Consider the following 24784-nt stretch of genomic DNA (forward strand, 5'->3'; position numbering starts at 1 on the left):
AATGAAGCTCTCGAATCTGGCTCGTCAACACTGGGCCGCATTGCGCGCCCTACTCGTGCTCACGGTCATCGTCGGTCTCGCCTACCCGGTGTTCATCTGGCTGGTCGCGCAGATCCCCGGCCTGCACGACAAGGCCGACGGGTCGATCGTCGAGCCCAATGGAAAACCGTTGGGCAGCAGCCTGATTGGGCAGTCGTTCACCGACAAGGACGGCAACGCGCTGCCGCAGTACTTCCAGAGTCGCCCGTCGGCCGCAGGCGGCGGGTACGACCCGCTGGCCACCGGCGCTAGCAACCTCGGCCCGGAGAGCATCGTCGACAAGGACAAGCCGAGCCTGCTCACGCAGGTCTGCACGCGCAGCAAGGCCGTCGGAGAGCGCGAAGGCGTGGACGGTGCGCGCCCGTTCTGCACCGGCGAGGGTGTCGGCGCGGTGCTGTCGGTGATCGGCCCCCGCGACGCGGTCGGCAATGTCGTGCACCCGACAAGGGTGGTGAGTGTCAACGAGCCATGCGACACGACGAAGACACCGTTCCTCAACACCTATGAAGGTGTCCGTGTCGAATGCGCCAAGGTCGGTGAGGACTACAGCATCGGCCAGATCGTGCCGATCCGCGGCGCAGCCTCCGCAGATCCGCGAGTGCCTGCAGACGCCGTCACCGCCAGCGGCAGCGGCCTCGACCCGCACATCTCGATCGCCTACGCCGACCTGCAGGTCGACCGGGTGGCCCGCGTCCGAGGCCTGAGCGCTGACCAGGTCAAGCAAGCCGTTGCGGACAACACCGACGGCCGCTGGCTCGGCTTCATGGGTGAACCCACCGTCAACGTCCTGGCATTGAATATCGAACTCGATCAGAAGTATGCAGGTGGATGATGTTGATGTGAGCAACCCGCAGTGCGCCACCAAACGCGGGGAGCTGCGCATCTACCTCGGCGCAGCGCCCGGCGTCGGCAAGACGTACGCGATGCTCGGCGAGGCGCATCGCCGCCTGGAACGCGGCACCGATCTGGTGGCCGCCATCGTCGAGACACACGGCCGCAAGAAGACCGCCGAGTTGCTCGACGGCATCGACATGGTGCCGCCCAAATCCATCGAATACCGGGGCAAGCGCTTCGGTGAACTCGATATCGAGGCGGTGCTCAAACGCCAACCGCAAGTGGTACTGGTCGACGAACTCGCGCACACCAACACTCCCGGCAGCAAGAACCCCAAGCGCTGGCAGGACGTCGAGGAGCTGCTCGACGCCGGCATCACCGTCATCTCAACGGTCAACGTCCAGCACCTGGAAAGCCTCAACGACGTCGTCACCCAGATCACCGGCATCGAACAACAGGAGAAGGTGCCCGACGAAGTCGTGCGCGCGGCCGACCAGATCGAGTTGGTCGATATCACCCCGGAAGCGTTGCGGCGCAGGCTCGCCCACGGCAATGTCTATGCGCCCGAACGCGTCGATGCCGCGCTTTCGAATTACTTTCGGCGCGGGAACCTCACGGCGCTACGCGAATTGGCGCTGCTGTGGCTCGCTGACCAGGTCGACGCGGCACTTGAGAAGTATCGCGCAGAAAACCAGATCACTGACACCTGGGAGGCGCGCGAACGGGTCGTTGTCGCCGTAACGGGTGGACCGGAATCGGAAACCTTGGTGCGTAGGGCATCCCGTATCGCGTCGAAATCCAGCGCAGAACTGCTGGTAGTGCACGTCGTCCGCGGCGACGGACTCTCCGGCGTCTCGGCACCGCAGATGGGCAAGGTGCGTGAGCTGGCGATGAGCCTGGGCGCGACTCTGCACACCGTTGTCGGTGACGACGTGCCAAGCGCCCTACTGGATTTCGCCCGCGACGAGAACGCCACCCAGTTGGTGATCGGTACGTCCCGGCGCTCACGGTGGGCCCGCATCTTCGACGAGGGCATCGCCGCGTCGGTGGTACAGCAGTCCGGCAAGATCGACGTGCACATGGTCACGCACGAACATGCGGGCCGAAGCTCGGTGTTGGCACGGCTGACGCCGCGACAACACCATGCGATGTCCTGGCTTGCCGCCGTCGTGGTTCCGTCGGCGATCTGCGCATTGATCGTCTACGGGCTCGATCCGTACCTGGGGATCGGCGGCGAGAGCGCGATCTTCTTCATCGGCGTGCTGACGGTCGCGCTGCTCGGCGGCGTCGCACCCGCTGTGCTGTCGGCGGTGCTCTCTGGATTGCTGCTGAATTACTTCCTGGTCGAGCCTCGCTACACGTTCACGATCGCCGAACCCGACAGCGCAGTGACCATCGTCGTGTTGTTGCTCGTCGCGATCGCCGTCTCGGCCTTGGTCGACGGGGCGGCCAGTCGGTCGCGCGAAGCCCGACATGCGTCGCAGGAAGCCGAACTACTCGCACTGTTCGCCGGCTCGGTGCTGCGCGGCGCAGACCTCGACACCTTGCTCGAGCGGGTCCGCGAAACCTATTCCCAGCGCGCCGTCAGCCTGCTGCGGGAAGGCACAGGCATTGTCGGCTGCGTGGGCAAGGATCCCTGCGTCGACGTCGACACCGCCGACAGCGCCATCGAAGTCGGCGACGACGAGTTCTGGTTGTTGATGGCAGGCCGCAAGCTGGCCGCGCGCGATCGCCGGGTGCTCAGCGCGGTCGCCAAGCAGGCGGCGGGACTGGTCAAGCAGCGGGAGTTGACCGAAGAAGCAGGCAAGGCCGAGGCCATCGCGCAAGCCGACGAACTGCGCCGCTCACTGCTCTCGGCCGTCAGCCACGACCTGCGCACACCGTTGGCCGCCGCCAAGGCCGCGGTATCCAGCCTGCGCAGCGACGACATCGACTTCTCAGCGGAGGACACCGCCGAACTGCTCGCCACCATCGAGGAGTCCGTCGACCAGCTCACCGCGTTGGTGGGCAACCTGCTCGACTCGTCGCGCCTGGCCGCCGGTGTGCTGCGGCCAGAGCTGCAACGGGTGTACCTGGAAGAAACCGTGCAGCGCGCACTGCTGGCAATCAGCAAGGGCGTCACCGGTTTTCGCAGGCAAGGCCTGGACCGCGTCAAGGTCGACGTCGACGACGCGGTGGTGATGGCCGACAGCGGTCTGCTCGAACGCGTGCTGGCCAACCTGATCGACAACGCATTGCGCTACGCCCCGGACAGCCCGATCCGCGTCACGGCGGGGCAGGTCGGCGACCGCGTGCTCATCGCTGTCATCGACGAGGGGCCTGGCATTCCGCGCGGCAGCGAGGAGCAGTTGTTCGCGCCGTTCCAGCGGCTCGGCGACCACGACACCAGCATCGGTGTCGGCCTGGGCCTGTCGGTTGCCCGGGGTTTCGTCGAGGCAATGGGCGGCACCATTTCGGCGACGGACACGCCCGGTGGCGGGCTCACCGCCGAAATCGACCTCGCCGCACCGAAGGACGAGCCATGACCCCGCAGAAAACCAGGGTGCTGGTCATCGACGACGAGCCGCAGATACTGCGCGCGTTGCGGATCAACCTCTCGGTGCGCGGCTACGAGGTGTTCACCGCCGCGAGCGGCGCCGAGGCTCTCAGCACGGCGGCCGATCACCGGCCCGACGTCATCGTGCTGGATCTCGGGCTGCCCGACATGTCGGGTATCGAGGTGCTCGGCGGGCTACGCGGCTGGCTCACCGCACCGGTGATCGTGCTGTCGGCACGCACCGATTCGTCGGACAAGGTCGAAGCGCTTGACGCAGGCGCGGACGACTATGTCACCAAACCCTTTGGGATGGACGAATTTCTGGCGCGGTTGCGGGCAGCGGTGCGCCGGGGCACTGCCGCGTCGGAAACCGACGAGCCGGTGATCGAAACGTCGTCGTTCACCGTCGACCTCGCTGCGAAGAAGGTGACCAAGAACGGCACGGAAGTCCATTTGACTCCCACCGAGTGGGGCATGCTCGAGATGCTGGTGCGCAACCGCGGCAAGCTTGTCGGCCGCGAGGAGCTACTCAAGGAAGTCTGGGGTCCGGCTTACGCCAAGGAAACCCACTATCTACGGGTGTATTTGGCGCAGCTGCGACGCAAACTCGAAGACGATCCGTCACACCCCGTGCACCTGCTGACCGAGGCGGGGATGGGTTACCGATTCCAGCAGTAACGGCCCGCCTCAGCAGAGATGGACGACCGCAGCCGCGACGATGTCGCCCGCCGCGGTCACCGATGCTCCGATGTCGTCCTGGACCATCTGGACGGCCTTCGGGGAGTTCATGCCGCTGTCCTGCGCGGAGCAGACCCTGAACCCCTCGGACAGCAACTGCTCGGCGCTGAAGTTCTGATAGAACGGCTGGACCTCTTTGAGGAAGCTTCCCGCGTCCGCCGCGGCGGGTGAGGCAACTGCCAGTGAGATCGCCGCACCGGCGGCCAGGGCTCCAAGCCGGATGGACCACATGTCAGAGTGAACTTTCCCATTGTTGCTGTTGGAGGTGCCAACGTTACCGCTAATCAGCGCGGATCGGGGCATGTTCTGAGCTGATGAGCTCGAGCAGAGTGAGCTTCGGCACGCTAGGCGCGATTTCGACGCCATGGCTGTGCAATTCCGCATAACGGGTGCACACCACGACCCTGAAGTAGAAATTGCTGCTAACACCGCGACCAAACGATCTCAGCAGCTATCGCAAATCTGGCGCGCCGACCGCACCCAAGCGATATACATTCCGCATGCCTGTGGGGGCATGGCTGCGTAGGGTCGGCGGCTTGACCGTCGCCCTGGGCATCGGCGCTGCCGTCATGACCGGGTGGCAGAGCGGCCTCGCGTGGGCCGACGAAACTGACGGCGCCGTCGGATCCACGTCGTCCAGCACGACCGACACGAAGGCCGACCACAGCGACAAGGCGACCGAAGCCGCCGATCCGCCAAACAAGGACACCGACGAGACGCCGCCCACGAAGCCACTGCGAAAGAAACGGTCTGCCGCGCCGGCGGCCAAGCCGAAGCCGAAGCCGACGACGGCCGTGTCGGCGGCCTCGGACGTGAAGCATGCGGCGCCCGCCGTCGCGAAGCAGGAGGACACCACCGCCGTCCCCAGCGGACCCTCTGATCCGACGCAGTCGCCCGTCGCATCAAGCCGCGCCACGATCAGCACGTCGGCAACACCGAAACCGGTGCAGCCCAACATGGTCCGCGCAGTGACCGCTGTGGTGTCCGGAGTCGTCAACGCGATCCTGAGCCCGTTCGCCGCAGAAAGCACACCAGGAGCGCCCGCCGAAGGTCCGTCGATCTGGTCTCTGCTGGCGTTCGCGCGCCGCGAGTTCGAACGGGCATTCACCACACCGTCGCTGAGCGACAAGCCCGTGGACACGCAGCACACGAGTCAGACGACCGAACAGCGCACACTGATTCTTTCGGCCTTTCCCGCGGAAACCGACGCTATTCTCGCCCGCACCACCCTCGATCCGAACCCCTCGGTGGTCGTCGACGGGCATCACTTCTACCTCGGCACGCTGGGTGGCAAAAAGGTGATCGTCGCGATGACCGGCATCGGCATGGTCAACGCCACGCAGACGACCGAGATCGCGCTCGACCACTTTACTGGTGAATCCGGCATATCGATTGGCGCAGTGGTCTTCTCGGGCGTCGCCGGTGGTTCGGGGCGCACCGAGATCGGGGACGTGGCGGTGCCGGCCCGATGGACCTCCGACGACGGCCAAACCTGGCACGCTGTCGATCCGGGCATGCTCGCCACCGCCAACGCGTTGGACGTCGACCTGCTGAGTCGAGACAGCATCGGCGACCCGAACTGTTATTGCGGGCTGTTCGCAGGCCCGCAGATCGACCTCAAGCGCGAACCGGATCTGGTCGTCGGCGGTGACGGCTCCAGCGACGACAACAACAACGGGACGGCGTTCCCTGCTCTCCCGTCGATTCCGTTCGTCGGCGACATCTTCGGTGCACAGCCCTGCGCCGCGCCGGACTTCTCACTTCTGTTCACCGGCAACTTCTTCCAGGCCATCGTGCCGTTCCTGGCCTTCGGGCTCGTCAGCAACCTGACCGGACTGCTGAGCCCCGCGACGCCTGCCGTGGACGCCGTCGACCAGGAGACCGCTGCGGCGCAACAGGTCGCCGACGCGCACGGCATCCCGTTCCTCGGCATCCGCGGCATGTCCGACGGGCCGGGCGATCCGCTCAACCTGCCGGGCTACCCGTTCACGTTCGCCGTCTACAAGCAGATCGCCGCAGACAACGCCGCGATCGTCGCCGAAGCGTTCCTGCAGAACTGGGACGGCGCGTGAGTATCACCGCGTCGCCAACGACAGCACTGCACGGGTGAGCCGACGACGCGGCCAGCCGCGCACACCACTGCCTGCCAGCGCAGCGCGCGCGGCGTTGCGTCCGCAGACACCGTGCACACCGCCGCCCGGACTGGCGCCCGCGCTGCCCAAGTAGACGTTCTCGACGGTTGTTTCGGCGCGACCGAAACCGGGAGCGGGCCGGAAGATCAACTGCTGAAACAGCTGCGACGTGCCGCCGTTCACCGCGCCGGTGTGCAGGTTCGCGTCGCTGGCCTGCAAATCCGATGGACGCTGAACGCTCTTGCCAACGACACGATCGAGGAAGCCAGGGGCGTGCTCCTCGAGTACGCGATCAACAGCCAGCGCCAATCTCTGAGCCGACTCGTCGTCGGCGACGCCGCGCGGCAGATGCGTATATGCCCATGCGCTTTCGGTGCCGGCAGGCGAACGACTGGGGTCCGCCGTCGTCATTTGGCCGAACAACATGAACGGCCGCTCGGGCAGCGTCGCGGTGTTCAGGTCGGCCATCCACCGGATCAGGCCGTCGTGGTCCGCACCGAGATGTACAGTGCCCGTGTCGTTCAGGCTCTTCGACCGCCAAGGTATCGCATTGTCGAGCGCGTAATTCACCTTCAAAACCGGGGTATCCCAGACGAAATGCTTCATGCTGCGCTCCACCGCATCCGGCACCGCGTGCGCCGGAAGCAATTGGCCGTACAGCCGGGGTGCCGATGTGTCGGCGATGACAGCACGCCGAACGCGCACCGTGGCACCATCTTTCGAATGCACCGCGACGGCCCGTCCACCGCGAACGTCGATCGCGTCGACCTCACATCCACACTCGATGCGCGCGCCCGCCGACTGGGCTCGGCGGACCAGTGCCGCGGCCAACTCCCCCGCCCCGCCGACGGGTACCGGCCACCCGCCATCCTGCGCCATCATGATCAACAGGTAACCCATCACTCCGCTGCCTACTGCATCGATTGGCACGTCGGCGTGCATTGCGTTGCCCAACAACAGGAGTCGTGCTGATTCACCCTCGAACAGCTGCTCGGCCATGACGCCTGCCGGCAACAGCAGCAGGTGCGCCAGCCGCAGCGCATCGGCGGTCCCGAGCTTCCGCAACAGGGACAACGGCCCACGCACAGGCGGGAACGGTGAGAACAGAGTGGACAGGATGGGGTCCTTGATGCGGAGCCACTGGTCGAACAGCGCCTGCCACCGTTCGCCGTCGCCGCTGCAGCGTCGCTCCAAATCGTCAGCGGTACGGTCGATCTCGCGGTAGATCACCGGCGCGTCGTCATCATCTGCCGAGCGGGCGTGTCCGACGACTGCGGGCGCATGAGTCCATCGCAGGCCGTGATCTTCGAGGTTCAGCGCGCTGAGCGCCGGAGATGCCACGGACAGCGGATAAAAGGCGCTGTACAGATCGCTCACGTAGCCGGGGAACAGCTCAGCGCTCTTCACCGCACCGCCGGGCTCTTGCTGAGCCTCCAGCACCAGCACGTCCCAGCCGGCGTCGGCCAGGAGCGCCGCGGCGACCAGGCCGTTGTGGCCGGCCCCGATCACCACCGCGTCGGCGCTCTGCGCATTCACTCCGGTTCTTTTCGCCGTTCCGCCAACGCGGCCAACCGAGCCAGGCACTCCCGATTTCTCGGGTACGCCGCGGCCAGTCCCAGTCGCCGCGGCAGCAGGTTCAGCGGTCCACCGACCGGCACCTCGGCCATCTCGATGCGGCAGCCGGTCGGGATGTCGAAGAGTCGCAACACTATTCGAGCACCGCCGAACGGCCGGCTCTTGGCACGCAGGATCAGTTCCTCCGGCGGTGTCGCGGACTCGACCTCCGTCTCGTCGTTGAGAACCACGGGCCAGATCCCGATGGTGTGGTGAATCTTGCTGCCCGGTGCAGGCCAGTGAGGTTCGACGGCTCGCATCCTGGTGTTACCCACCACCCACTGTGAATAGGTCCAACCGTCGGCGACTATGTCCCACACCTGCTGCCGTGTCGCGGTGGTGTCGCGCTTGACCGTCAACGAGCTGTCGATTGCGGCGGGCCCTGTCATTTGTTATGTCCTATCCGTGTCGAGATGATCCGGCTGGCAACGGCTTTCACCGAGTCCGGAAGCACCGTGTTGGCTACGCCCATCGACTTTGACAGCGCCGACTCGGCGACCACCTTGCGGTCGCCCTTCATCAGCGCGTCGTAGCCTTGCTTGGCGACTTTGGCGGAGTCGTCCTTCGGCATGCGCCCTACGAGCGTGTCGAGCATGTTCGCCCGTCGGAAGAAGTTCGTCTCGGTGGGGCCGGGCATCAGCGAGGTGACGGTCACGCCGGTGTCGCGGAGTTCATCCTGCAGCGCCTCGGCGAAAGACTGGATGAACGACTTGGACGCGTTGTAGACCGTCTGCAGCGAGCCCGGCATAGTCGATGCGATCGACGACGTGAACAAAACCTTGCCCGTTCCGGATTTGGTCATGTCCGACAGCACGCGTTTGGCCAGATGGACCGTCGAGCGGACGTTGAGGTCGATGATGCTCAGGTCGGTGTCGAGATCGCCCTTGACGAACGGCCCGGCCCGGCCGACACCTGCGTTGAGCGCCGCCGCGGCAAGTCGCCGACCGTCCGCTGTGGCGGTGCGGTAGAGGCGTTCTACGTCGTCGGCTTTGCGCAGATCGACCTGGACCGGAATGACGTCGATCTGCGCTGTCGCGAGCTTGTCGGCGCAGGCGTGAATAGCGTCGTCCTCCGCGGCGATGACGAGGTCATACCCGTCGTCGGCGAACAGCTTCGCGAGTTCGAAGCCGATACCGCTCGACGCACCGGTGACCAACGCGATGCCCATTGCGTTTGCCATACCCGCGGGCTACCCGGCACCGGCAAAGCCAAACGCTCAGGCCTTCGTTTCGTCGGCCAGCGCGATCAGCCTCGCCCGCACCAGGTCGCCCTGCTTTTCGAGCATGAAGTGTGGCCCGTCGATCTTCTCCAACGTGAAGTCGTCGGCGATGGCGTTTTTCGGCGACGTCCACGATTCGGCGATGACGAAGTCCTTCGTCCCGTGGAGCGCGCGAATCGGAACCGTAGCCCGTCGCTTTTCGGGATGCCTTGCGCCCCTGGGCACCTCGCGCAGCAGGAACGTCCGGTACGCGTCTCGGCCTGCCCGCGCCACCACCGGATCGCGGAAACGGTCCACGTACACACGCGCGGTCTCACGATCGAGCGCAGACGACAGCCTGAAGACCAGGTAGAGGAAATTTGTGTAGCGCTGCAAAGGCACGCCGAAGGCGGCCATCAGTGGTTGGTACTGCAGCAGCGGCAAAACGTTCGGCAGGAAATGCCGCGCTGTCACCCACGGAAAGCCCATGTTCACGGCGAGGTAGCCGGCAAAGCGATCGGGATCGCGCAGGACCATCAGATAGCCGACGTACGCGCCCCAGTCGTGCCCCACGAGCAGCACCTTGTCCAGCCCGAGCGCGTCGAGCAGGGCCAGCACATCGCTGGCGACGTCCTCCTTGGCCCACTTGTGCGGCGCGGGCCCGGACCACCCGAAGCCGGGTAGGTCAGGCGCGATGATCCGCAGGCCGGGCGGCGGGTCGGCGAGCAGCGGGTGGTAGGCCCAGTGATGCTGAGGCCAGCCGTGCAACGCGATGACCGGGCGGCCGTCCTCGGGACCCGATTCGGTCACGTGAAAGCGCACACCACGGGCCTCGACGTATGACCGGCGCACGCCCGGGATCGGTGGCGGTTCCGCTGAAGGCATGAATCGCACTCTACGTACCCCTGCCCGCGCTACGGTCGCGGTATGGGTGGCTATCGAGACCTGTTCAACGCCAGCATCGCCGACCCCGAGGCCTTCTGGGCCGACGCCGCGCGGGCGGTGACGTGGACGCGCGAGCCGACGCGCGTTCTCGACGACTCGAACCCGCCGTTCTACCGCTGGTTCCCCGATGGCGAGATGAACACCTGCGCCAACGCGCTGGACCGTCACGTCGACGGCGGCCGCGCCGATCAGCCGGCGCTCATCTACGACTCCCCGGTGACCGGGTCGCAGCGCACTTACACCTACCGCGAGCTGCTCGACGAGACCGCCCGCTTCGCGGGGGCGCTACGCGGATTGGGCGTGAACAAAGGCGACCGCGTCGTCATCTACATGCCGATGGTGCCCGAGGCGGCGATCGCGATGCTCGCGTGCGCGCGGCTGGGCGCGGTGCATTCGGTGGTGTTCGGCGGGTTCGCCGCGCACGAACTCGCGACCCGCATCGACGACGCGAAACCGGCCGTCATCGTGACCGCGTCGTGCGGAGTCGAGCCGACGCGGACCGTCGACTACAAGCCGATGCTCGACGCCGCGCTCGAGATGGCCGAGCATGCCCCACCCGCGTGCGTGGTCCTACAGCGCGAACAGCGACCATGCGAGCCTGTGACGGGCCGTGATCACGACTGGCGCGAGCTGATGAGCGACGCGCAACCCGTCGACGCGGTGCCGGTCGCGGCCACCGACCCGCTGTACGTGCTGTACACCTCGGGCACCACAGGGAAGCCGAAGGGTATCGTCCGCGACAACGGCGGCCATGCCGTGGCGCTGCTGTGGAGCATGCGCAACATCTATGACACGCATCCCGGCGACGTCTATTGGGCGGCAAGCGATGTCGGCTGGGTGGTCGGCCACTCCTACATCGTGTACGCGCCATTGCTGCTCGGGGCGACGACCGTGCTGTACGAGGGCAAGCCGGTCGGTACACCGGATGCGGGTGCGTTCTGGCGAGTCGCCGCCGAGCACGGTGTCAAGGCATTGTTCACCGCGCCGACAGCGATCCGCGCGATCAAGAAAGAAGACCCCGAAGGCTTGCACCTGAACAAGTACGACCTGTCGTCGCTGAAGTATTTGTTCCAGGCGGGTGAACGACTCGACCCTGCCACCTACGGTTGGGCGTCGGACATCCTCGGCATTCCCGTCGTCGATCACTGGTGGCAGACCGAAACAGGTTGGGCCATCGCGGCAAACCCGATGGGTGTCGAACCGATGCCCATCAAGCCGGGTTCGCCAACCGTACCGATGCCCGGATACGACGTGCGGATCCTGCGGATCGACGGCTCGGAATGCGACCCCGGTGAAGAGGGCGCGATCTGCGTCAGGTTGCCCCTGCCGCCGGGCACGCTGCCAACACTGTGGGGCGACGACGACCGCTACGAAGCGTCGTATCTGTGCGAACATCCGGGCTTCTACCTGACCGGGGATGGCGGATACCTCGACGAGGACGGCTATCTCTTCGTCATGGGACGCATTGATGACGTGATCAACGTTGCAGGACACCGGCTTTCGACGGGATCCATCGAGGCCGTGCTGGCCGGCCACCCCGCGGTTGCGGAATGCGCGGTGATCGGCGTTCACGACCAGATCAAGGGGCAGGTGCCGCGTGGTTTCGTCGTTCTCAAGGCCGGTGCGTCGGACAAGGGCCTGGCAGCCGAGTTGGTTCAGTTGGTGCGCGACGAGATCGGCGCGGTGGCGTGCTTCAAACTCGTTGACGTCGTGGCTGCGCTGCCCAAGACGCGATCGGGCAAGATCCTGCGCAAGACGATGCGTGGCATTGCCCATGGCAAGGATGAGCCCCTGCCGTCGACCATCGAAGACCCTGCGGTGCTCGACGCGCTGAAACCGATTCTGCAGCGCTGACCCGGTTCCCAGGGGCTATGTCCGTCTGAACGCTGTCATCAATTGATGACAGCACGGGGACAAATGGTGTCAGTGGAAAGCCGTGTTCAGCCGCTTCTGGAACACCTCGTTGAAACGACGGTAGGCCTGGCGCAACTCGTGTCCCGGCCAGTCGTTTCCGATGACTTCGGCGGGCAGCAGCGGGTCGAGTTGAAGATGGCGGACGACGGCGACCGACAGTGCGAACCAATACGCAAAATCCTCGGCGCCGACCGCATCGATGTCGAGTTCGTCCTGCAGAGCGACGGTGAACCTGTCAGCGTCTGCAGCCCAATCATCAAGACTGAACAGAGATCTCACCGTCTCGGCGGGGATGTCCGTCGCGGCGTTGTGGAAATGCACACATTGGCGGTCGAGCACAGTGCGCAGCGTTGGCAGCCGGTCCGGGTCGAGGTTGTCGGGCCGAATCCAGACGCCCTCCCGTAGCTCGGCGAGGTGCAGAGCCGTTGCCGCCTTGCGCAACGCCAGGCGATCGGCGGCCGACCGTCGCTCCAAAGACACGACCGCCAGCTCCCAGGTGCCGTCCCACGGCGGAGTTGTCGCGGCGCGCGACGCTTCGTCTACACGTTGACGCCGCTCGAGCAGACCGCCCGCGAGCGCGTAGGTGCCGTCATCGCTGGTGAGTTCGCCGTTGGAGACCATGCGCCACAAGCACGTGCGGGCGGCGCCGTCGCTGATACCGAAGAGCGACGCCATCGCGACCAGTTCGCCGACCGTGAGGTGGGGCTGCGGGGCGCCGAGCAGCGCCGTCGCAAGGACTGATCGTGCGCTGAGTGACTGGTCCCCGATCAGGTCGGCGACCTGGCGGCGCGCGCTCATCTCACGATATTGTTGACGCGTGACGTTCATAGTGTGATACTTCCACACTATGAGCACTCCGACAACGACGTCGGTCGCCGACGATGTGGAGATCGTTCACCGCATCCTGGCGCACATCGACGCCGGTACGACCGATGAAGGCGACGCCTGGCGGGAGCCGGTCGAAAACTATTTGAGTCCAGAAAGATTCGCCGACGAGCTGAAGACCATGCGCTCGTATCCGAGCGTGTTCCTGCCGTCGGCGGCGATTCGCAATCCCGGCGACCACGCCGAACGGACCACGTTCGGTATTCCGCTGTTCGCGGTGCGCGGCCGCGACGGCAAGGCACGGGTGTTCCGCAATTCGTGCCGGCACCGCGGTATGGCCCTGGTCGAGAGTCCGGGCTGCGCGCACGCGTTGGTGTGCCGCTATCACGGCTGGACGTACAAGCTCGACGGTTCGCTCTCGCACGTCCCGCATTCCGACGCGTTCCCCGATCTCGACATGTCCGTCCGCGGACTGGTCGAGGTCGACAGCAGTGAGGTGGACGGCCTGATCGTGATCGGACCGCTCGAGTCACCTGCGCCGGGGGCCGACGCTGCGATGGCGGCGCTGATCAATGGCAGTCCGTGGCGCGACAAGCTGCTGCCCGCGGAACGGCTTTTCACCGTGCGGCCGGCGTTACGCCAGATGAACTGGAAAGTTCTCGTCGAGCAGTTCCTCGAGGGCTACCACATCCGCACGACCCACAAGAACACCTTCTACCCGATCCAATACGACGACCTCAACGTCATCGAGGCGTTCGGGCCAAACACCCGAATCACGTTCCCATATCAGAACATTGAGCGGCTGCGCGATCGCCCCGAAGCCACGTGGAACGTCGGACACCGAGTGACGTACGTGTACCACCTGTTCCCGAACGTCATGGTCGCGACGTTTCCCAACCAAGTGCTGGTGATAACCATCGACCCGATCGACATCGACCACACCAACGTCACGATCTACGCCATGGTCACACCCGAGGTCACCGAACGCCTGTCCACCGACCCCGATGCCGCCGCAGGCGCCCGCGATCTGCTGAACGAAGGCGGGATCGAGGACAACGAGATGTCGGAGGGCGTGCAGAAGGGCCTGTACGCAGGCGCCAACGACTTCGTCGAGTTCGGTACGCACGAGAGCGCCATCGGGCGCTTCCACTGCAACCTCGACGAACGACTGGCATCCATTCGATGACCGACTACGAGCACCTGACCTACCAGCAGCGCGGGCCGGTCACGGTCATCACCATCAACCGACCCGAGCGCATGAACGCCATTGGGCCGCAGACACATTCGGAGCTAGTCGAGGCCTGGGCCCGGTTCCGCGACGACGACGCCGCGCTAGTCGGCGTCCTCACCGGCGCGGGCGACAAGGCGTTCTGCGCGGGCGGCGACCTGAAGGCGGCTTTCGGCGGGGAACTGGACATCGACCATGCTCCCGACGACGGCGTGCTCGGCCCCTCGCGATGGACCGACATCTACAAGCCCACCATCGCGGCCGTCAACGGCGTCGCCTATGCCGGCGGCCTCGAGTGGGCGTGCTGGACCGACATGGCGATCGCCGACGAGCACGCCACCTTCGGGGTCACGTGCCGACGCTGGAACATCGGGCTGGCCGACGGTGGCACACAACGACTTACCCGCATCCTCGGATACCGGCGCGCGATCGAACTGATCGTGACCGGGCGGGTGATCGACGCCCGCGAAGCCGAACGCATCGGCCTCGTCAACGAAGTCGTCCCGAAGGGGACGTGCCTGCAGCGGGCGATCGAGTTGGCGCAGAGGATCGCGACGCTCCCCCAGCCCGCACTGCGCACCGACCTGGAAGCGGCGCGGACCGGCCTGGGACGACCACTCGACGACGGACTGCGCATCGAAGCGGAATGCTTCGGCCGGTCGATCTCCGCGTCCGAAACATTCGAAGGGCTACGGCAATTCAACGAACGCGACCACCCGGACCGTCGGACGGGGAGCACCCCGGTCACCCCGGGGCTTGCCCGCTCGGGCTAGGGCGCATTGCCCACTAACCTACGGTGGCGTGCATGCGGTCCAGTTCATTCCTCGCATGGCGCTCGACCAACAACGGGACATAGTCGCGCAACGGTTTGTCATCGAATCTGGCGTGCACGTCGCGGACAACGCGTTCCACGGTTGACTGAGGGATCGCGGGATAGCGACTCTTAAGGCGCACGACAATCTGGTCGATGATCGTCTGTTCACTCAACTCGATCACACCCGAAGTTTGACGTCCATTAACCGGACCGTCAACTAGGGCAGCCGGTGCCAAACTGGCAGAGGGCGGCACTAGTTTTCTGGCGGCGTGAATTGGCTCAACGTCAGCTCGGCGCCCTGCGGATCGCAGATCAGCGCGGTCTTTGTCCACTCCGTTTCGTCGGACGAAAGGACTACAGCACCAAGCTTTTCCGCCACTGCCGCGGAGTCGTCACGTGATGCGACCGTGAAAGTCACCTGCCAGTGATCATCACCACGCGACGGCGAGATCACCCAGCCGATGGCGTCGGCGGAGCCGGGGCGGGACGCCGGATCATCGTCACGAATCCGACGTCATCGAATTCCCAGCCGAACACCCGGGAACAGAGCCCGCCGGCCGGGCCGGCGTCCGCGGCCGCGTCTGCGTCGTCGACGGCGATGTAGGTGGTCCGCTCGACCGGCGCATCGGGAGGCACGGCGTCGGCTCGGCTTCCTGTTCTTTTCAAAGCGATGCGAACCATTGTGATCGCGGCATATGTTGATATGCGTACGTGGTGACGAACTCTGCTCCCACCCTCTCAGGTTGGTCAGAGCAACAGAGGAGTTGATCGACGATGCGAGCATCAGAGGCCAAAGCGGGCTCGGGTTGCAACTGTCATTGCAACGCATGCGAAGGCGGCCACCACTGTGGTAATCCGCCGAACTGCAACATCAGGCGGTAGCTAACCCCGAATTCCGGGTTAATCCGGCATCGCCCGGGGTATTTCTGCTGCGTAAATAAACGCAGGAGAGGCAGCGATGACCACGACGACCCCCAAGTACATGGCGGTGCAGGGTGCGGCGCTGCTCGTCGCGGCAGGGTTCGTCGTCATCGGCGTGCTCGGTTTCATCCCCGGGGTCACGCCAGACGGCAAACTCTTCGGGGTGTTCGCGATCTCCGGCTTGCACAACGTCCTGCATTTGGTGTCGGGTTTCGTCGGTTTCGCGCTGGCCCGCACGTATGCCGCGTCGCGCGCGTACTTCCTCGGCGGAGGTCTGGTCTACCTGGCGCTCTGGCTGCACGGATGGCTCATGGGCAGCCGCCTACTTCCGATCAACGGCGCCGACAACTGGCTGCACTTCGGCCTCGGTTTCGTGATGATGCTCCTCGGCCTGACCCTCGCCGGCCAGCGCGATCCCACGAAGCGTCGGGGCCGAGGTCAGCGAAAGGGTTAGAACAGCTCCGATATCCCTGGCGGAATTCTGCTCTCCGCCGCGATGAATTACGGCCCCGCAACGCATCTGACGTACTGGGGACAACGAACATCGCAAGGAGCATCGCAATGAAGACACCACCGGTCGTATCTCTGCAGGAGTGGCAGGCCGCCCGCCAGCAGCTGCTAGCGCAAGAGAAAGAGGTCACTCGGGCCCGCGACGCGTTGGCCGCCGCGCGTCGGCGCATGCCATGGGTCGCAGTGGAAAAGGACTACCAATTCGAGGGGCCAAAGGGCAAGGCCAGCCTTCTCGACTTGTTCCAGGGCCGTCGCCAACTGATTGTTTACCGTGCGTTCTTCGAGCCCGGCGTGGACGGCTGGCCTGACCATGCCTGCCGCGGCTGCTCGTTGATCGCCGACAACGTTGGCCATGTCGGTCACCTCAACGCACGTGACACCACCCTGGTGTTTGCCTCGCGCGCCCCGCAGGCGGACATTGATCGCGTCAAGGCGCGGATGGGCTGGCACATGCCGTGGTACACGTTCTCCGACGACTTCGATGTCGACTTCGGCGTGGACCAGTGGCACGGCACCAATGCATTCATCCGCGACGGCGAGCACGTGTACCGCACGTATTTCATCAACAACCGCGGTGACGAGGCATTGGGCACGACGTGGAGCTACCTGGACATGACTGCGCTTGGCCGCCAGGAGAATTGGGAGGATTCGCCCGAGGGTTACCCGCAGTCCGCGCCCTACGCGTGGTGGAACTGGCACGACGAATACAGCGAAACCCCGCAGTCCCAGTGGTGGAACGACCCGGACGACGACGACCGGGACCCGGCCGATCCACGACCACGCAACGCATGACCCTGTTTCAGGGTCCGAGGCGCTGGCGCTAGGTGATCGAGAGCGCGATGCCGTCGAGGATGTCGTGCTCGCTGACCACGAGCTCGTCGATGCCAGCGCGACTGCCCAACGCGTCGGCGAGTTCCTCGACAATGATTGCGCCGCCGCCGATCACGTCGACGCGGCCCTCGTGCATCGGCCCCAACGCGGCGCGTTGGGCACGGGTCATCGCGATCAACTCCTCGCACACCGGCAAAAGGTCAGCGAAACCCACCCTGGACAGATGGATCGCGTCGGAGTCGTACGTCGTCATCTTCTGCGCCAGCGCCGACAGCGTCGTCATGGTGCCGGCCACCCCGACCCAGGTGCGGGCACCCTCGACGGGAACCACCCGCAGCGCCTGGCCCAGCCCCTCGCGGACCACTTCCCGCGCGGCGGCGATCTCCGTTGCCGTCGGGGGATCGGAGTGCAGGCACCGCTCGGTCAGGCGCACACACCCGATGTCGGCGGAGAAACTCGCATCGACGTCTCGTGAGCCCAGCACCACCTCCGTGGACCCACCACCGAGGTCGACGACCACGAAAGGTGCTGAAGCAGAGTCCAATTCGTCGACAGCACCGTGGAACGACAGCGCTGCCTCCTCGGTGCCGGTGATCACCTCGGCGACCGCGCCTGGCACCACCGCGCCGAGAATCTCGGCTGTCATCGCGAAGAACTCGTCCCGGTTGGCGACATCACGGGCGGCCGACGTCGCCACCATCCGCACCTTGCCCACCTCGAAACCGCGCATCAACTCGGCGTAGTCGCCAAGCGCCACTTTGGTTCGCGCAAGCGCCTCGGGCGCGAATTGCCCTGTGGCGTCGACGCCTTGGCCCAACCGGACGATTCGCATCTCGCGATGCACGTCGCGCAACCGGCCGTCGACCTGGTCGGCGATCAACAGCCGGATCGAATTGGTACCGCAATCGACGGCCGCTACTCGGCTCACGTCCACCGACCCTTCTCCAAAATCCCCGCCATCGCAGGCTCTTCGGCCAACACCGCAAGCGCTTGGTCGCCAAACGGATTCACACCCGGGCCCTTGGCAAGCGAATGCGCGATCACCACATGCAAGCACTTAACCCGCTCCGGCATGCCACCGCCGGAGAACGTGGTGCCAAGCGGCTCGATCGCATCACGCTCAGCCAGATACGACTCGTGCGCCCTGCGGTACGCGGCGGCCAGTTCCGGATCCTGTTGCAGCCGTTCGGTCATCTCGCGCATCAGACCCTCGGACTCCAGCCGGCTGGCCGCGGCCGTCAACACCGGATGCGTCAGGTAGTACAGCGTCGGAAACGGCGTTCCGTCAGGCAGTCTCGGTGCGGTCTTGACGACACCGGGTTCGCCGTTCGGACAGCGGTAGGCGATCTCGAGCACACCGCGGGGCTCGCGGCCCAGTTGCCGCGCGACGGCCTCGAGATCCGCTGCGTCAACCACCGGGAGGCGGTGCATCGGGAACAGGTGCCGGCGCAGGTGAAACGCCGTGCGGCGCATCGGCGATGGTATGCCACAGCGCGGTGTACCAGGGCTGATCGCTGTGCTTCGCCTCGGGCTCGTTGCCGGGTGTGCCCGGCGCGGCGGCGTTCGCCGGCAACTGCACCTGGTAGGGAATGTCACCGGGCATCACGAACCCGAGCCGCTCGCGTGCCTGCGCCGCGATGAACACCGGATCGGCAAGCTTGACCTTCTGCTCCTCGAGATCGGCGATCTGCGAGCGCAATTGGGCTTCGGTCGCCTTCAGCTGCTTCATCTCTGTGCGCTGCGCGAAGTAGGTGCGCACCGGACCCGCAATGGTCAGCGTCAGCACGCAGACGACCGCGGCGAGAATCGCGGCACGACGGGCCGCCGAGCCGAACCGCTGCTCGGACTGCTGCTCCGCCGAGGCAACGATCGATTCGCGGATGGTCTCCGCGACCTTGGGTTCGGCCTCTGGTGTCGACTTCGGCTCGGTCGACCGCGCTTCCGAAACACGCGGCTTTCGGCGGGCAGGCGCCGTCCCCTTCGGACGGCCCGCAGGGGACCGTCGCTTGGGGTCGGGCCGTTTCGCCTCGGGCACGGGTTATTTGGCCTCCACCGAGAAGCGCGGGAACGCGAGGTCGCCCGCATAGCGGGCCGCGTCGCCGAGGGTTTCCTCGATGCGCAGCAGCTGGTTGTACTTGGCGACGCGCTCGCTGCGGGCCGGGGCACCGGTCTTGATCTGACCGCTGCCGACCGCGACAGCCAGATCGGCGATCGTGGTGTCTTCCGTCTCGCCGCTGCGGTGGCTCATCATCGTGCGGTAGCCGCTGGAGTGCGCCAGCGCCACCGCGTCCAGCGTCTCGGTGAGCGTGCCGATCTGGTTGACCTTCACCAAAAGCGCGTTGGCGGCGCCCCTTTCGATGCCGTCCTCGAGACGCTCCGGGTTGGTGACGAACAGGTCGTCGCCGACGAGCTGGACGCGGTCGCCGATGGCGGTCGTCAGCGCCACCCAGCCGTCCCAGTCGTCCTCGGACAGCGGGTCCTCGATCGACACCAGCGGATAGGAGTCGATCAGCCCGGCGTAGAAGTCCGACATCTGCTCGGCGGTGCGGGTCTCCTTCTCGAAGCTGTAACCCGTTCCGGCGGTGAAGAATTCGGTGGCGGCGACGTCTAGCGCCAACGCAACCTCCGAACCGGGCTTGAGGCCTGTCGCCTCGATGGCGCTGAGGATCAGGTCCAGCGCGGCCTTCGTGCCTGCGACGTCTGGCGCGAAACCGCCCTCGTCGCCGAGACCGGTGGCCAGCCCTTGCTTCTTCAGCACCGACTTCAGCGAGTGGTACACCTCGGCGCCCCAGCGCAGCGACTCCTTGAAGCTGGCCGCACCGATCGGCGCGACCATGAACTCCTGGACGTCGACGCCGGTGTCTGCGTGGGCGCCGCCGTTGAGGATGTTCAGCATCGGCACCGGAAGGATGTGCGCGTTGGGCCCGCCGATGTAGCGGAACAGCGGCAGCCCGGCAGACTCCGCGGCGGCCTTGGACACCGCCAGCGACACCCCGAGCATCGCGTTGGCGCCGAGTCGCGACTTGTCCGGCGTGCCGTCGAGGTCGACGAGCGCCTGGTCGACCAGTCGCTGATCATCGGCGCTCAGCCCGATCACCGCGGGCGCGATCTCGTCGAGCACGGCGTTGACCGCCTTCTCGACGCCCTTTCCGCCGTAGCGGCTGCCGCCGTCGCGCAGTTCCACCGCCTCGTGCTCGCCAGTCGACGCGCCCGAGGGCACCGCGGCACGGGCGAACGTGCCGTCCAGCAGGGCCACTTCGACCTCGACCGTCGGGTTGCCGCGGGAGTCGAGAATCTCGCGGGCTCCGACCTGCTCGATGATGGGCACTTGCGTCTCCTTGTTCTGAACTGACACTGCCTGGACTCGGCATTGAGCCTAGAGCGTGCGCTGCGCGATGGCGTGGTTAGAGGGGGTGTCCGTTTGCGTAGGCCGTCGCCCAGTCCCGCACGGTACGGGCGTACTGGTCGGAATGGTTGTAGGCGTGCAGGGCGTCCATCCAGCCGCGGGGCTTGGCCAGGTCTTTGCCACGCCAGCACAGATAGCCGGCCGCCGACAGCGCGGCGTCGTCGATGTTGTCCGGGCTGATGATGCCGTCGTTGTTGGCGTCTACGCCGTAGAGCTTCCACGTCTCGGGGATGAACTGCATCGGCCCCATCGCGCGGGCGAATTCCGGGTCGCCGTCGTCGCCGCCGTCGTTGTCGATGATCTCCAGGTTGCCGTTGGTGCCGTCCAGGCGCACGCCGCGGATCGGCGGGGTGACGTCGCCGTCGGGCGCGATGACGGCCCCGCGGTAGGTGCCGTGATGGCTCTCCACCTGCCCGATGCCTGCCAGCGTCGTCCACGCGATATGACAGTCGGGGTTTTCCACCTCGGCGACGCGGGCGGCATACGCGTAGGCCTCGAGCGCGGTGACCGGTATGCCGAGTGCGGGTGCTCGCTGGAGCGCCCAATCGTGCAGCTGGTCGGCGGGCCGGCCCTTAGCGTGCGTGTCGATCTTGGGCACGGGATCACCGGGAGGTGGCGGCACGCCGTCGGGTATCGGGGTGCCCATCTGCCACGAGCAGCTGGAAGCCATCAGCAGCGCTGTCGCGCCTATCACCGCGACAGCCCGCAGCCAACGCACTGGCGACACCGGACTCCCTCAAACCCACTGTGGTCGTTGCCCATCGTCCCACGCGTTCGGAGCAGATCGACAACCGTCATCGGACCTGTACTCTGCCAAGTCGCACCCTGATAAGGTGAGCCACACCTTGCTTTGGACAGCCAAAGCAAAGTAGTGGAAATGGCGTAGCGAGGACGAGTCGATGACTGCTGGTACGGACTTCCATGTCAGTATTCAGGCCGCCGCGCCCAACATCACATCTCAGCTGTTCGGCAGCGGTTTGATCGGCCTGCGCGAGGGTCTGGAAGCCGCGATCGTCGTCAGCATTCTTGTCGCGTTTCTGGTCAAGTCCGACCGCCGCGACGCGCTCAAGTGGGTCTGGCTGGGCGTCGGTGCAGCTATCGCGATGACCGTCGCAGTGTTCCTGGTGATCCAGTTCGGCGAGAACACCATCTCCGGGTTGGCGGCCGAGGCGATCGCCGGAATCGCCTCGCTGGTGGCCGTCGCCATCGTCACGACGATGGTGTTGTGGATGAAGCGGGCGGCGGCATCGATCTCCGGGGAGCTGCGCAGCGACATGGAGCGCGCGCTCGAGACCGGGCCGCTGGCCGTGCTGGCGTTGGCGTTTTTTGCGGTCGGCCGAGAAGGCGTCGAGACCGCGCTGTTCATGGTCGGCTACGCCGAGGCGCAGACGTCGTGGCCGCTGATCGGCCTCGTGATCGGCGTCGTGGTGGCCGCCGCGATCGCGTACGGGATGTATGCCGGCGCTGTGCGCATCAACCTCGCCAAGTTTTTCTCCTACACGGGCGTGTTCCTGATTCTCGTCGCCGCGGGAATCCTGTCGTACGGCATCGGCGCCCTGCAGACGGTCGGCTGGCTTCCCGGCCTGGCGGACAAGGCATTTGACGTCACCGCCTGGTTCAACTGGTCGTCCTGGTACGGCGAAATCATCCAGGGCGTCTTCAACGTCACGCCAACGCCGACGGTTTTGCAGCTCGTCGCGTGGCTGGCCTACCTCGCCATCGTGCTGTCGATCTTCCTGCGCCCGACGAAGGCGCCGGCCAAACCCGATCCGTCTGATCAACCTCTACCCGAACCCGAAAGGTCCACCACGTGAAGCTTCATACGACCCTTGCCGTTGCCGCGGCTGCGCTGGCGGGTCTGGCGCTGACCAGCTGCCAGGCCAAGGAGCAGGCGGCTCCTGCCGAGCCCGGTAAGAGTGCGCCTGCGGAGATCACGGTCAACGCGTCGGACACCGCGTGCGAACTGTCGGGCAATGAGGGCGCGACCGGTGCCAACACGTTCGTCATCACCAACAACGGCAACAAGGTCACCGAGTTCTACGTCTACGGCGAGGGCGAGCGGGTGATGGGCGAGGTGGAGAACATCTCCCCGGGGTTGCAGCGCAAGCTGATCGTGCAACTAGGCGAGCCCGGCACTTACCAGACCGCATGCAAGCCGGGCATGGTCGGCGACGGGATCCGCGGTGACTTCAAGGTCACCGGCGACAAGGTCACGGTCGACGAAGCGGGCAAGTTCAAAGAGGCGTCTGAAAGCTACAAGCGCTACGTGAACAGCCAGACCGACGCGCTGATCGCGGCGACCCAGGTGTTCGTCGATGCGGTCAAGAAGGGTGACGTCAACGCGGCCAAGGCCCAATATCCGGTCGCCCGAACCTATTACGAGCGTATCGAGCCGGTGGCCGAGTCGTTCCCCAACGATCTCGACCCGCGCATCGACCTTCGCGAGGCGGACTTGGAGCCCGGTCAGAAGTGGACGGGCTTTCACCGGTTGGAGAAGGACCTGTGGGTGACGGGCCTGCAGCCCGACAGCAAGGCGATGGCCGACCAGCTGATCGCCGACGTCAAGGAGCTCGATGCCGGAGTGAAGGCGCCGGAGTACAAGGTCGACTCGACCCAGATCGCCGGTGGCGCACAGGGTCTGCTCGACGAGATCTCCGCCAGCAAGATCACCGGCGAGGAGGACATCTTCAGCCACACCGACCTGTGGGACTTCAAGGCCAATGTCGAGGGTTCGCAGACCGCGGTGGCGTCGGTGCGGCCGATCCTCGACGAGCGGGACGCCGAACTCGGCAAGAAGGTCGACCAGCGGTTCGCCGAAGTCGAAGGCCTTCTCGAAAAGTACCGCCAGGGTGACGGTTTCGTGTTCTACGACAAGGTGACCGAGCCGCAGCGCCAGGAGCTCTCGCGGGCCATCGACGCGTTGTCCAAGGAAGTAAGCCAGGTGCAGGGTGTCATCGCTCCCCGATAGCCCGGAGCGTTCGGGACTATCCCGACGAAAGTTGTTCGGCGCCGCAGGGGTGACAGCCGCGGTGATGGGTGCGGCGGGAGCGGGTGCGCTCGCGGGCCGGGCGTCGGCCGCCAGCGCGGAATTCGGCGGACTCGAGAAGCCGATCCCGTTCCGCGGTGAGCGCCAGGCCGGCATCGTCACGCCGCAGCAGGACCGGATGCACTTCTGCGCGTTCGATGTGACGACGGACAGTCGCGACGATGTCATCGCGCTGCTGAAGCAGTGGACCGAGATGGCCGAGCGGATGACGCGCGGCGAGGACGCGGTGCACGACGGCGCTGTTGGCGGCAATCCTTATGCGCCGCCGGACGATACGGGTGAAGCGCTGGGCCTGCCCGCATCCGGGCTGACGCTGACGATCGGGTTCGGCCCGTCGTTCTTCGAGAAGGACGGCAAGGACAGGTTCGGGATCGCCGCACAGCGGCCGGCGGCATTGGCCGACTTGCCGAAGTTCACCAACGAGATCCTGGATCCCGCCAAGTGCGGCGGCGACATCTGCATCCAGGCGTGTGCGCATGACCCGCAGGTTGCGGTGCATGCTGTGCGCAACCTGGCGCGGGTGGGGTTCGGCACCGTCGCGGTGAAGTACTCGCAGCTTGGGTTCGGCAGGACGTCGTCGACGACGCGCGAACAGGTTACGCCGCGAAACATGCTGGGGTTCAAGGACGGAACCAACAACATCAAGGCCGAGGACCACGAAGTACTGGACAACCACGTCTGGGTGGCTAAGGGCGACGGTCCGGATTGGCTGGCGGGCGGCACGTATCTGGTGACGCGGCGCATCCGCAATCGGATCGAGGCATGGGACCGCACCTCGCTCAAGGAGCAGGAGCGGGTGATCGGCAGACAGAAGGGCACCGGGGCGCCCAACGGATACAGCGACGAGTTCGCGCCGGTGGACTTCAACATCAAGGACGCCGAAGGGAATCCGCTCGTCGATGTCGATGCGCATATCCGGCTGGTGGCCCCCGAGCATGTCGGCGGGATCAAGATGCTGCGCCGGGGCTACAACTTCACTGACGGCTCCGATGGGTTCGGTCACCTCGATGCAGGCTTGTTCTTCATCGCGTTCGTGCGGAGCCCCGCGACGCACTTCATTCCGGTGCTGTCCCAGATGTCGAATGATGCGCTGAACGAGTACATCTTCCACACCGGGACAGCGGTTTTCGCGTGTCCGCCGGGGTTGCGGGAGGGTGACACGTCGGCGTACTGGGGTTCGACGCTGTTCAGCTGAGCGGGTCGCCGCCAGCGACACTGTCGCTCAGAGCTGGGCAGAAAGTGAAGTATGTTGC

General features: G+C 65.8%; 26 protein-coding genes. 12 read left to right on the plus strand and 14 right to left on the minus strand.

Translation table 11 applies throughout. The features are described from left to right. The first annotated feature begins 1 nt into the window (after window position 1). The 3 genes from J3E61_RS02265 to J3E61_RS02275 are packed head-to-tail and all read left to right on the plus strand — an operon-like array spanning window position 2 to window position 4087. Complete coding sequence (locus J3E61_RS02265; RefSeq protein WP_210082452.1) at window positions 2–871, plus strand: potassium-transporting ATPase subunit C; 870 nt, start codon at window positions 2–4, stop codon at window positions 869–871. Continuing rightward, window positions 858–3398, plus strand: a complete 2541-nt coding sequence (locus J3E61_RS02270; protein ID WP_210082453.1) for a sensor histidine kinase KdpD — start codon at window positions 858–860, stop codon at window positions 3396–3398. The genes J3E61_RS02265 and J3E61_RS02270 overlap by 14 nt, the downstream gene beginning before the upstream one ends. Beyond that, window positions 3395–4087 (plus strand): response regulator, encoded by a 693-nt coding sequence (locus J3E61_RS02275; RefSeq protein WP_210082454.1) that lies wholly within the window; start codon window positions 3395–3397, stop codon window positions 4085–4087. Before J3E61_RS02270 ends, J3E61_RS02275 begins: the two co-directional genes overlap by 4 nt. A gap of 9 nt (window positions 4088–4096) precedes the next feature. Here J3E61_RS02275 and J3E61_RS02280 read toward each other — a convergent pair whose 3' ends face one another. Then, complete coding sequence (locus J3E61_RS02280) at window positions 4097–4378, minus strand: DUF732 domain-containing protein (protein WP_210082455.1); 282 nt, start codon at window positions 4376–4378, stop codon at window positions 4097–4099. A gap of 725 nt (window positions 4379–5103) precedes the next feature. On the opposite strand from J3E61_RS02280, the gene J3E61_RS02285 reads away from it, so the two are divergent. Beyond that, window positions 5104–6219: a 5'-methylthioadenosine/S-adenosylhomocysteine nucleosidase gene (locus J3E61_RS02285; RefSeq protein ID WP_210085395.1), complete on the plus strand. Its 1116-nt coding sequence runs from the start codon at window positions 5104–5106 to the stop codon at window positions 6217–6219. A 3-nt stretch (window positions 6220–6222) separates the two neighbouring features. Here the strand turns inward: J3E61_RS02285 and J3E61_RS02290 are convergent, their stop codons facing one another. The 4 genes from J3E61_RS02290 to J3E61_RS02305 are packed head-to-tail and all read right to left on the minus strand — an operon-like array spanning window position 6223 to window position 9976. After that, a complete protein-coding gene (locus J3E61_RS02290) occupies window positions 6223–7815 on the minus strand; it encodes an NAD(P)/FAD-dependent oxidoreductase (RefSeq protein ID WP_210082456.1) in 1593 nt (530 codons plus the stop codon). Further along, a complete protein-coding gene (locus J3E61_RS02295) occupies window positions 7812–8282 on the minus strand; it encodes an SRPBCC family protein (protein ID WP_192726918.1) in 471 nt (156 codons plus the stop codon). The genes J3E61_RS02290 and J3E61_RS02295 overlap by 4 nt, the downstream gene beginning before the upstream one ends. Further along, a complete protein-coding gene (locus tag J3E61_RS02300) occupies window positions 8279–9061 on the minus strand; it encodes an SDR family NAD(P)-dependent oxidoreductase (protein WP_210085396.1) in 783 nt (260 codons plus the stop codon). The genes J3E61_RS02295 and J3E61_RS02300 overlap by 4 nt, the downstream gene beginning before the upstream one ends. Before the next feature lie 48 nt (window positions 9062–9109). Beyond that, window positions 9110–9976 (minus strand): alpha/beta hydrolase, encoded by an 867-nt coding sequence (locus J3E61_RS02305; RefSeq protein WP_210082457.1) that lies wholly within the window; start codon window positions 9974–9976, stop codon window positions 9110–9112. 42 nt (window positions 9977–10018) lie between these two features. Between J3E61_RS02305 and J3E61_RS02310 the strand changes: the two genes are divergently transcribed. Further along, window positions 10019–11890, plus strand: coding sequence for a propionyl-CoA synthetase (locus tag J3E61_RS02310; protein WP_210082458.1), 1872 nt, complete (start codon window positions 10019–10021; stop codon window positions 11888–11890). Between the two features lie 69 nt (window positions 11891–11959). Here the strand turns inward: J3E61_RS02310 and J3E61_RS02315 are convergent, their stop codons facing one another. After that, window positions 11960–12748 carry a transcriptional regulator gene (locus J3E61_RS02315; protein ID WP_210082459.1) on the minus strand — a complete coding sequence of 263 codons (789 nt, stop codon included), beginning with the start codon at window positions 12746–12748 and terminating at the stop codon, window positions 11960–11962. Between the two features lie 49 nt (window positions 12749–12797). On the opposite strand from J3E61_RS02315, the gene J3E61_RS02320 reads away from it, so the two are divergent. Together J3E61_RS02320 and J3E61_RS02325 are read left to right on the plus strand one after the other, a co-directional pair. Next, the gene (locus J3E61_RS02320; protein ID WP_210082460.1) at window positions 12798–13961 is read left to right on the plus strand and encodes a Rieske 2Fe-2S domain-containing protein; all 1164 of its coding nucleotides are present in this window, start codon (window positions 12798–12800) and stop codon (window positions 13959–13961) included. Further along, a complete protein-coding gene (locus J3E61_RS02325) occupies window positions 13958–14776 on the plus strand; it encodes an enoyl-CoA hydratase/isomerase family protein (RefSeq protein ID WP_210082461.1) in 819 nt (272 codons plus the stop codon). Before J3E61_RS02320 ends, J3E61_RS02325 begins: the two co-directional genes overlap by 4 nt. A gap of 13 nt (window positions 14777–14789) precedes the next feature. Here J3E61_RS02325 and J3E61_RS02330 read toward each other — a convergent pair whose 3' ends face one another. The 3 genes from J3E61_RS02330 to J3E61_RS02340 form a co-directional block, all read right to left on the minus strand. Continuing rightward, a complete protein-coding gene (locus tag J3E61_RS02330; protein WP_210082462.1) occupies window positions 14790–14999 on the minus strand; it encodes a hypothetical protein in 210 nt (69 codons plus the stop codon). A gap of 71 nt (window positions 15000–15070) precedes the next feature. Further along, window positions 15071–15235 carry a hypothetical protein gene (locus J3E61_RS02335; RefSeq protein WP_210082463.1) on the minus strand — a complete coding sequence of 55 codons (165 nt, stop codon included), beginning with the start codon at window positions 15233–15235 and terminating at the stop codon, window positions 15071–15073. Window positions 15236–15267: 32 nt separating this feature from the next. Next, window positions 15268–15453: a hypothetical protein gene (locus J3E61_RS02340; RefSeq protein WP_210082464.1), complete on the minus strand. Its 186-nt coding sequence runs from the start codon at window positions 15451–15453 to the stop codon at window positions 15268–15270. A 322-nt stretch (window positions 15454–15775) separates the two neighbouring features. On the opposite strand from J3E61_RS02340, the gene J3E61_RS02345 reads away from it, so the two are divergent. Continuing rightward, window positions 15776–16192 carry a DUF4383 domain-containing protein gene (locus J3E61_RS02345; protein WP_192726925.1) on the plus strand — a complete coding sequence of 139 codons (417 nt, stop codon included), beginning with the start codon at window positions 15776–15778 and terminating at the stop codon, window positions 16190–16192. A gap of 107 nt (window positions 16193–16299) precedes the next feature. Next, window positions 16300–17040 carry a DUF899 domain-containing protein gene (locus J3E61_RS02350; protein ID WP_210082465.1) on the plus strand — a complete coding sequence of 247 codons (741 nt, stop codon included), beginning with the start codon at window positions 16300–16302 and terminating at the stop codon, window positions 17038–17040. Window positions 17041–17068: 28 nt separating this feature from the next. Here the strand turns inward: J3E61_RS02350 and J3E61_RS02355 are convergent, their stop codons facing one another. The 5 genes from J3E61_RS02355 to J3E61_RS02375 form a co-directional block, all read right to left on the minus strand. After that, window positions 17069–18013 (minus strand): Ppx/GppA family phosphatase, encoded by a 945-nt coding sequence (locus tag J3E61_RS02355; protein WP_210082466.1) that lies wholly within the window; start codon window positions 18011–18013, stop codon window positions 17069–17071. Further along, the gene (locus tag J3E61_RS02360; RefSeq protein ID WP_210082467.1) at window positions 18004–18495 is read right to left on the minus strand and encodes a DUF501 domain-containing protein; all 492 of its coding nucleotides are present in this window, start codon (window positions 18493–18495) and stop codon (window positions 18004–18006) included. Before J3E61_RS02360 ends, J3E61_RS02355 begins: the two co-directional genes overlap by 10 nt. Then, window positions 18488–19114, minus strand: coding sequence for a septum formation initiator family protein (locus tag J3E61_RS02365; protein ID WP_210082468.1), 627 nt, complete (start codon window positions 19112–19114; stop codon window positions 18488–18490). The genes J3E61_RS02360 and J3E61_RS02365 overlap by 8 nt, the downstream gene beginning before the upstream one ends. 3 nt (window positions 19115–19117) lie before the next feature. Further along, on the minus strand, window positions 19118–20407 hold the full coding sequence (eno, locus tag J3E61_RS02370) for a phosphopyruvate hydratase (RefSeq protein ID WP_192726930.1): 1290 nt from the start codon (window positions 20405–20407) through the stop codon (window positions 19118–19120). Between the two features lie 76 nt (window positions 20408–20483). Further along, window positions 20484–21212, minus strand: a complete 729-nt coding sequence (locus J3E61_RS02375) for a lytic murein transglycosylase (protein ID WP_210082469.1) — start codon at window positions 21210–21212, stop codon at window positions 20484–20486. A gap of 172 nt (window positions 21213–21384) precedes the next feature. Between J3E61_RS02375 and J3E61_RS02380 the strand changes: the two genes are divergently transcribed. From J3E61_RS02380 to efeB, 3 genes are read left to right on the plus strand one after another with little or no spacing between them, the layout of a single operon-like run. Then, window positions 21385–22299, plus strand: a complete 915-nt coding sequence (locus tag J3E61_RS02380; protein WP_210082470.1) for an FTR1 family protein — start codon at window positions 21385–21387, stop codon at window positions 22297–22299. Beyond that, complete coding sequence (locus J3E61_RS02385; protein ID WP_210082471.1) at window positions 22296–23453, plus strand: peptidase M75 family protein; 1158 nt, start codon at window positions 22296–22298, stop codon at window positions 23451–23453. The genes J3E61_RS02380 and J3E61_RS02385 overlap by 4 nt, the downstream gene beginning before the upstream one ends. After that, window positions 23434–24726, plus strand: a complete 1293-nt coding sequence (gene efeB, locus J3E61_RS02390) for a deferrochelatase/peroxidase EfeB (RefSeq protein WP_210082472.1) — start codon at window positions 23434–23436, stop codon at window positions 24724–24726. Before J3E61_RS02385 ends, efeB begins: the two co-directional genes overlap by 20 nt. The last annotated feature ends 58 nt before the right edge of the window (window positions 24727–24784 follow it).

Origin of the sequence: Mycobacterium sp. OAE908 (assembly GCF_017872775.1) — a bacterium.
In the GTDB taxonomy this organism is placed as follows: domain Bacteria; phylum Actinomycetota; class Actinomycetes; order Mycobacteriales; family Mycobacteriaceae; genus Mycobacterium.